The sequence below is a fragment of the Anabaena catenula FACHB-362 genome (assembly GCF_014698735.1).
GTDB lineage: Bacteria > Cyanobacteriota > Cyanobacteriia > Cyanobacteriales > Nostocaceae > Anabaena > Anabaena variabilis_A.
Window position 1 is genome coordinate 20,058 of sequence record NZ_JACJTQ010000063.1, and the last position, 7,003, is coordinate 27,060.

At 36.2% G+C, this 7,003-nt stretch carries 7 protein-coding genes; all 7 read left to right on the forward strand.

Features of this window, described 5'->3' with window-relative positions; all coding sequences use genetic code 11:
- The first annotated feature begins 97 nt into the window (after positions 1 to 97).
- The gene (locus H6G68_RS24500) at positions 98 to 2,314 is read left to right on the forward strand and encodes a type I restriction-modification system subunit M (protein WP_190908982.1); all 2,217 of its coding nucleotides are present in this window, start codon (positions 98 to 100) and stop codon (positions 2,312 to 2,314) included.
- 110 nt (positions 2,315 to 2,424) lie between these two features.
- Positions 2,425 to 2,742 (forward strand): hypothetical protein, encoded by a 318-nt coding sequence (locus H6G68_RS24505; RefSeq protein WP_190908983.1) that lies wholly within the window; start codon positions 2,425 to 2,427, stop codon positions 2,740 to 2,742.
- Positions 2,735 to 3,154 carry a type II toxin-antitoxin system tRNA(fMet)-specific endonuclease VapC gene (vapC, locus tag H6G68_RS24510; RefSeq protein ID WP_190908984.1) on the forward strand — a complete coding sequence of 140 codons (420 nt, stop codon included), beginning with the start codon at positions 2,735 to 2,737 and terminating at the stop codon, positions 3,152 to 3,154. Before H6G68_RS24505 ends, vapC begins: the two co-directional genes overlap by 8 nt.
- Positions 3,151 to 4,521: a restriction endonuclease subunit S gene (locus tag H6G68_RS24515; RefSeq protein WP_422596769.1), complete on the forward strand. Its 1,371-nt coding sequence runs from the start codon at positions 3,151 to 3,153 to the stop codon at positions 4,519 to 4,521. Before vapC ends, H6G68_RS24515 begins: the two co-directional genes overlap by 4 nt.
- A gap of 35 nt (positions 4,522 to 4,556) precedes the next feature.
- Positions 4,557 to 4,796 (forward strand): antitoxin, encoded by a 240-nt coding sequence (locus tag H6G68_RS24520; protein WP_190908986.1) that lies wholly within the window; start codon positions 4,557 to 4,559, stop codon positions 4,794 to 4,796.
- A gap of 2 nt (positions 4,797 to 4,798) precedes the next feature.
- The gene (locus H6G68_RS24525) at positions 4,799 to 5,206 is read left to right on the forward strand and encodes a type II toxin-antitoxin system VapC family toxin (RefSeq protein WP_190908987.1); all 408 of its coding nucleotides are present in this window, start codon (positions 4,799 to 4,801) and stop codon (positions 5,204 to 5,206) included.
- An 86-nt stretch (positions 5,207 to 5,292) separates the two neighbouring features.
- The coding region (locus H6G68_RS24530; RefSeq protein WP_190908988.1) for a type I restriction endonuclease at positions 5,293 to 7,003 on the forward strand (1,711 nt) is incomplete at its 3' end.

Genomic DNA, 7,003 nt, shown 5'->3' on the forward strand with positions numbered 1-7,003 from the left:
CGCTCTCTTCTCTACGTAGACGCTACGCGGAGCTTGCTTTCCCTCGGTACGCCACAGGCATCGTCCAACACTAACCAACAACAGATTCAAACTCCCTATGGTAACAAATACAGAAAATTCTCATCATCAAGACTTAATTGGTTTTATTTGGAGTATTGCTGATAAACTCCGGGGGCCTTACCGCCCGCCCCAATATCGTCGGGTGATGTTGCCCTTGATTGTTTTGCGTCGCTTGGATGCTGTTTTAGAACCCACTAAACAAGCTGTAATTGATGCTAAGGCGAAATATGAAGCAACGGGGTTAAAGGGTGAGGCTTTTGAAAAAGCGATCGCTAAAATAGCAATAGGGGGAGAGCGTCAACAGTTTTTATATAACACCAGCGAGTTTACATTTCAGAAATTATTAAATGATGCTGATGGTATTGCTAGTAACTTAATTAATTATATCAATGGCTTTTCACCTAGAGCAAGGGATATTTTTGATAAGTTTGATTTTGAAAGCGAGATTCAAAAACTCGATGAAAGTAATCGTTTATATCTGATAATTCAAGAATTTTGTAAACCCGAAGTTGATTTATCTCCTGCCCAACTTTCTAATCTACAAATGGGTTATCTGTTTGAGGAATTGGTGAGAAAGTTTAATGAACAGGCAAACGAAGAAGCCGGAGACCACTTTACACCCCGTGAAGTCATTCGACTGATGGTGAATCTGGTTTTCTGCGATGAAACGGATGTCTTTAAACAAGGTATTTATCGCTCTGTGTATGACCCCACATTAGGAACAGGGGGAATGCTTTCGGTGTCGGAAGAACATATTAAAAAGCAAAATCCGGAAGCAAATTTAGGGCTATTTGGTCAAGAATATAATCCCGAATCCTATGCGATTTGTTGTTCTGATTTATTGATTAAAGATGAGCCGATTGACTATATTATCTATGGTGACACATTAGGAGTTAAGAACGCCAAAAATAAAAGTAATAATTTCTTACCCCAGGACGGACATCCTGATAAACAGTTTCATTATATGTTTGCTAATCCTCCCTTTGGTGTGGAGTGGAAACCGGAACAAGATTTTATTGAAGATGAGTATAAAAATTTAGGGTTTAAAGGTCGTTTTGGGGCAGGTTTACCACGCATTAATGATGCTTCATTATTGTTTCTGCAACACATGATCTCAAAAATGCACCCTTCCCCAGAAAAAGGCGGTGATGGTTCACGGATTGCGATAGTATTTAATGGTTCTCCATTGTTTACAGGAGATGCGGGAAGTGGGGAAAGTAATATCCGGCGTTGGATTATTGAAAATGACTGGTTAGATGCGGTAATTGCTTTACCTGACCAGATGTTTTATAACACGGGAATTTTTACTTATATTTGGTTAGTAACGAATAAAAAAAGGTTAAATCGTCGGGGGAAGGTGCAGCTTATTGATGGTACTCACCATTATCAAAAGATGAAAAAGAGTCTTGGTAATAAGCGCAATGAGTTATCACCTGAACATATTACCGAACTGGTGCGACTGTATGGGGATTTTCAACAGAATGGGATTAGTGAAGTTGCTAATAATGGCAAGATAGAAAAGCCGATTTGTTCTAAGATTTTTGATAATCGGGAATTTGGATTTTTAAAGATTACGGTGGAACGTCCGTTAAGGTTGAATTTTCAAGTTAGTCAAGAGCGTTTAGCTTTACTTTGGGAACAGTCAGCTTTTCAGAATTTAGCGACGACGAAAAAGCGGAAAGATGAAAAGGTACAACAGTTAGAAATTGAGATGGGTGAAAATATCCAAACTCAGATTATTGAGGCTTTGCAGAAATTGGATACTAATAAACTTTATCTTTCACGTGATGAGTTTGAAAAAGATTTGAATCAGGTGTTAAAAAAAGCCGGATTAAATTTAAAAGCACCTGTGAAAAAGGCAATTTTAGCAGCATTAGGAGAGGCAGATCCAGAAGCGGAAATCTGTACAGATAGTAAGGGGAATCCTGAACCGGATAGTAATTTGCGAGATACAGAAATTGTCCCTTTACCAAATGATATAGCCTTACCTTTACCTTTAGGGTATGACAAGGATGGGAGTGCAGATGAGTTAGTTAAGTTAGTCAAGGAACATTGTGAGGAGTATTTAGAAAAAGAAGTTTTACCCCATGTTCCAGATGCTTGGATTGATTTTTCTAAGACTAAGGTAGGGTATGAGATTCCCTTAAATCGGCATTTTTATATATATCAGCCACCCCGTCCTTTAGATGTGATTGAGGATGATATTAAGGCGTTAGAGTCCGATATTATGGCGATGTTAGCGGAAGTAGTTTAACAAGATTCCCGACTTTTAACATTAATTTATTATTTATTTACAAGATTAAAAAAGAAGTCGGGGATCTGAACAGCTAAAATAAAAATGTAGCGTTAGGAGATTTTCAAATTATGCAAATCACAATTGATTTACCAGATAATTTAACAGATAAAATACCAGAGGAATGGGGTAATTTATCCCAAAAAATCTTGGCTAATCTTGTATTAGATGCTTTTAAAGATGGCTTGATTGATTTTGATGAGATGAAAGATATGCTCAATTTTTTTTCTGACACTGATTTCCAGGAATTTTTAAAGCAAAAAAATATGCTTCATTCTCAGGGGATACTGAATTTATATGGTGCTTGTGCTGATATTGAGTTTAAGGAAGATAATCTAGGAATTTCTGATGATATGGATGATGATTTAATTGGGGTGTTTGATGAGTAATAATTCTTTGATTTATTTACTAGATACGAATGTATGTATCATGTATCTCAAGGGTAAATCCCTTAGTATTAATCGTTATATTGACAATCTAAAGGTTGATAAAATTGCCGTCTGTTCTGTGGTGAAAGCTGAGTTATTTTTTGGGTCAATGAGGAGTAATAACCCTCAAAAAAGTTTGAAGATTCAAAAATCATTTTTACAGCAGTTTGTATCTTTACCCTTTGATGATTCCTGTGCGGAGGTTTATGGTAAGATTCGGGCTGATTTAGCAAATACTGGAACTCCTATTGGTTCAAATGATATCCAAATTGCTGCTATTGCTTTGGTGAATAATTCGATTTTAGTGACTCATAATGTGAGAGAGTTTAGCAGAGTTGAAGGGTTAAAAATTGAAGATTGGGAAGGGGAATAATGGGTAATTATCAGGGGTATCAAAAGTATAAAAATTCTGGTGTTGAGTGGTTGGGTGATATTCCTGAACATTGGAAATTTATTCCTTTAAAATTTTTGATTCATACTAGAAAAGGCGTTGCTTTTAAATCATCTGATTTTACAGATAGAGGATGCCGAGTTGTTAAAGCTAGTGATATCAAAAATTATTCAATTTTAGAAAGCAATATTTATTTAGATGAATCTTTTAAACAAGAATATCCTAAAGCAGTTTTAAAAGAAGGAGAAATAGTTTTAAGTACAGTAGGTAGTACACCTGATATTAAAAACAGTGCAGTTGGTCAAGTAGGTATAGTTCCCCAAAATTTAGACCAATGTTTACTCAATCAAAATACTGTTGTTTTTAAGCCAGATGTAGAAAATTTATTAAATGAATATTTATTCTATATATTGACTTCTAATAGATATCGAGATCATTTAGGTTTGTACGCTCATGGTACAGCTAACCAAGCAAGTCTCAATATTAGCGATATGCTTTCTTTTCAATCTCCAATTCCCCCACTAGATGAACAAGAAAAGATTGCTCAATTTCTCGACTATAAAACCAAACAAATAGACGAACTCATCAAAAAGAAAGAAACCCTCATTGAAAAACTCGATGAAAAACGCACCGCCCTCATCAGTCACGCTGTTACCAAAGGACTAGATTCAAGCGTACCAATGAAAGATTCTGGTATTGAGTGGCTGGGTGAAATACCGAAACATTGGGAAGTTAAAAGATTACGTTATATAGGTTCTTTTCAGAATGGAATAAGTAAAGGTGCTGATTATTTTGGTTTTGGCTATCCTTTTGTAAATTATACAGATGTTTATGCAAATTTAGAATTACCAAAAATAGTAAATGGATTAGCTAATTCTACAGATGAAGACAGAATAAATTATTCAGTCAAAACAGGAGATGTATTTTTTACAAGGACATCAGAAACTATAGAGGAAATAGGCATTACATCTACTTGTTTTAATTCTATTGATAATGCAACTTTTTCGGGATTCTTAATAAGAGTTAGACCGTTTTCAAATTTAATATTTCCAGGATTTTCAAAATATTATTTTAGGTGTCAATTACATAGATTTTTCTTTGTAAAAGAGATGAACCTTGTTACTAGAGCATCATTGAGTCAGGAACTTTTAAAGAGATTACCTGTATTATTGCCCCCCCTTGAAGAACAAGAGGCAATCACCAATTTATTAGACCAAAAAACAACCAAAATTGACCTACAAAAAGCCAAAATCAAAGAAGCAATAGAACTATTAAAAGAATATCGCACCTCCCTAATTACCAACGCCGTCACAGGTAAAATAGATGTACGCCAAATTGATATTCCCTAACCCCAGAAATCACAACCCCAAAAAGGATAATCACAATGAGTATAGAATATCGCATCAAGCTTATTCAAACAGGAAACACCCAAACCTTAACCATCCCTCAAGAATTAACTCTATCAACAACAGAAGTAATTATCAGAGAAGATAACGGAAAACTAATCATAGAACCCTACAAGAAAAAATCTCTCCTAGAAATCTTTGCCACCTTAGATGACATTGAAGAAGATTTTCCCGATGTTGATCAAGGATTATTACCCTTAGATGATATTGAATTGTAAAAATGTCTTATTCATACTTGCTCGATACCAATATACTCTCTGATTTTGTCAAACACCCAACAGGGAGAATTTTTTCTCAAATTAAAAATGTGGGTGAAGAAAAAATTTGTACCAGTATTATTGTAGCTTGTGAACTACGATTTGGCGCAGAGAAAAGCAATTCATTCCGATTAAAACAACGAATTGAACTAGCTTTTAGCATGATTCCTGTATTACCATTAATGCCAGATGTAGATCATAATTATGCCACAATTCGTACACATTTAGAACGTCAAGGAACTCCCATTGGTAGTAATGATTTATTGATTGCTGTCCATGCGTTGACATTAAATCTAACTGTCGTTACTGCCAATGTGCGTGAATTTTCTCGCGTTCCTAATTTAAAAATAGAAAACTGGCTAAAACCCTAGATAAAGGTTTATAGAAACTTTATACCCATTGATTAATTTACACTTATACTTAATAATATTTATACTGCCCTGGTCATGGACAAATCATGCACACAGAAACCGAATTTGAAAACATCATCGAAAAAGAACTCCTGCAACTCAGTGGCTACGAACAAGGACACGCCAAAAACTACGACCCAGAAACAGCCCTTTTCCCCACAGAAATCATTAATTTCATCCAACAAACTCAACCTAAACAATGGGAACACCTAGCCAAAACCAGCCCCAATGATGCCCAAAAAATCATCATAGATAGTCTTACCAAAGAACTCAAAAGCCGGGGGATGCTAGATGTCCTCCGTAATGGCTTCAAATGTTATGGTAAAACCTTTAAAATTGCCTATTTTCAACCTAACACCGGCATGAACCCGGAAACCTTGGCACTGTACAAAAAAAATCGCCTCACTGTTACCCGCCAAGTTACTATTAAAACCGGACGCATTCCCGATATTCTCCTCAGTATCAACGGTTTACCCATTGCCAGCATCGAACTAAAAAACCCCCTCACCGAACAAACCTACCAAAACGCCATCCATCAATATCAACACGATAGAGATGCCAAAGACCCCCTATTTGCCTTTAAACAACGGTGCTTAGTCCATTTCGCCGTAGACACAGAACAAGTCTGGATGACCACCAAACTAGCCGGAGAAAGTACCTATTTTCTCCCCTTCAATAAAGGACATAATCACGGTGCTGGTAATCCCATTGGCGACAATGAAGAATATCGTACTAGTTATTTGTGGCTAGAAGTTTTACAAAAAGATAGCCTGTTAGATATTTTGGCGCGTTTCCTCCACATCGAAATTAAAGAAACCAAAATTACCACAGATACAGGCATTAAATACCAGAAAAAAGAAACCCTAATTTTCCCCCGTTACCATCAACTTAATGTGGTGCGTAAACTTATTAAGCATACTCAAGAAAATAAAGCCGGACATAATTATTTAATTCAACATTCCGCAGGTTCAGGAAAATCTAATTCTATTGCTTGGTTAGCACATCGTTTAGCCAATCTTCATGATAACCAAGATGAAAAAATCTTTCATACCGTTGTTGTGATTACAGACCGTACCGTATTAGATCAACAACTGCAAAACACTATTTATCAATTTGACCATAAAGCCGGAGTTGTGCAAAAAATAGATGAAAACACCCAACAACTAGCCACCGCCCTAAATGATGGTGTACCAATTATAATTTCTACTATTCAGAAATTCCCTTTTATTACCAAAGCTATTGAGACTCTAGAGAAAAAAGGTAAAACCATAGATATCACTACCAAAAATAAACGCTTTGCCATTATTGTTGATGAGGCACATAGTTCTCAAACAGGAGAAACAGCCGCAGAACTGCGGAAAATCCTCAATAAAGATGGGATTGAATCTGCGATTGCATCTCAACTTTTAGAAGATGAATTTGAGGAAGAGGAACTTAGTGATGAGGCTAAACAACAACTATTAAAAGCACAACTCACCCGCACTAAACAACCAAACCTGAGTTATTTCGCCTTTACTGCTACTCCCAAATATAAAACCTTACTCGTATTTGATGAACCAGGAGACAACGGACAATCTCCTTTTCATCTTTACACCATGCGTCAAGCCATTGAAGAAAATTATATTAAAGACGTTTTAGCCAATTACACCTGCTATGAACGCTATTATGAATTAGTTCGTACCTCAGAAGATGACCCCAATTTACCCCGTCGTCAAACAGCTAAAGCCATTGCTCGTTTTATTGAACTTCATCCCCACA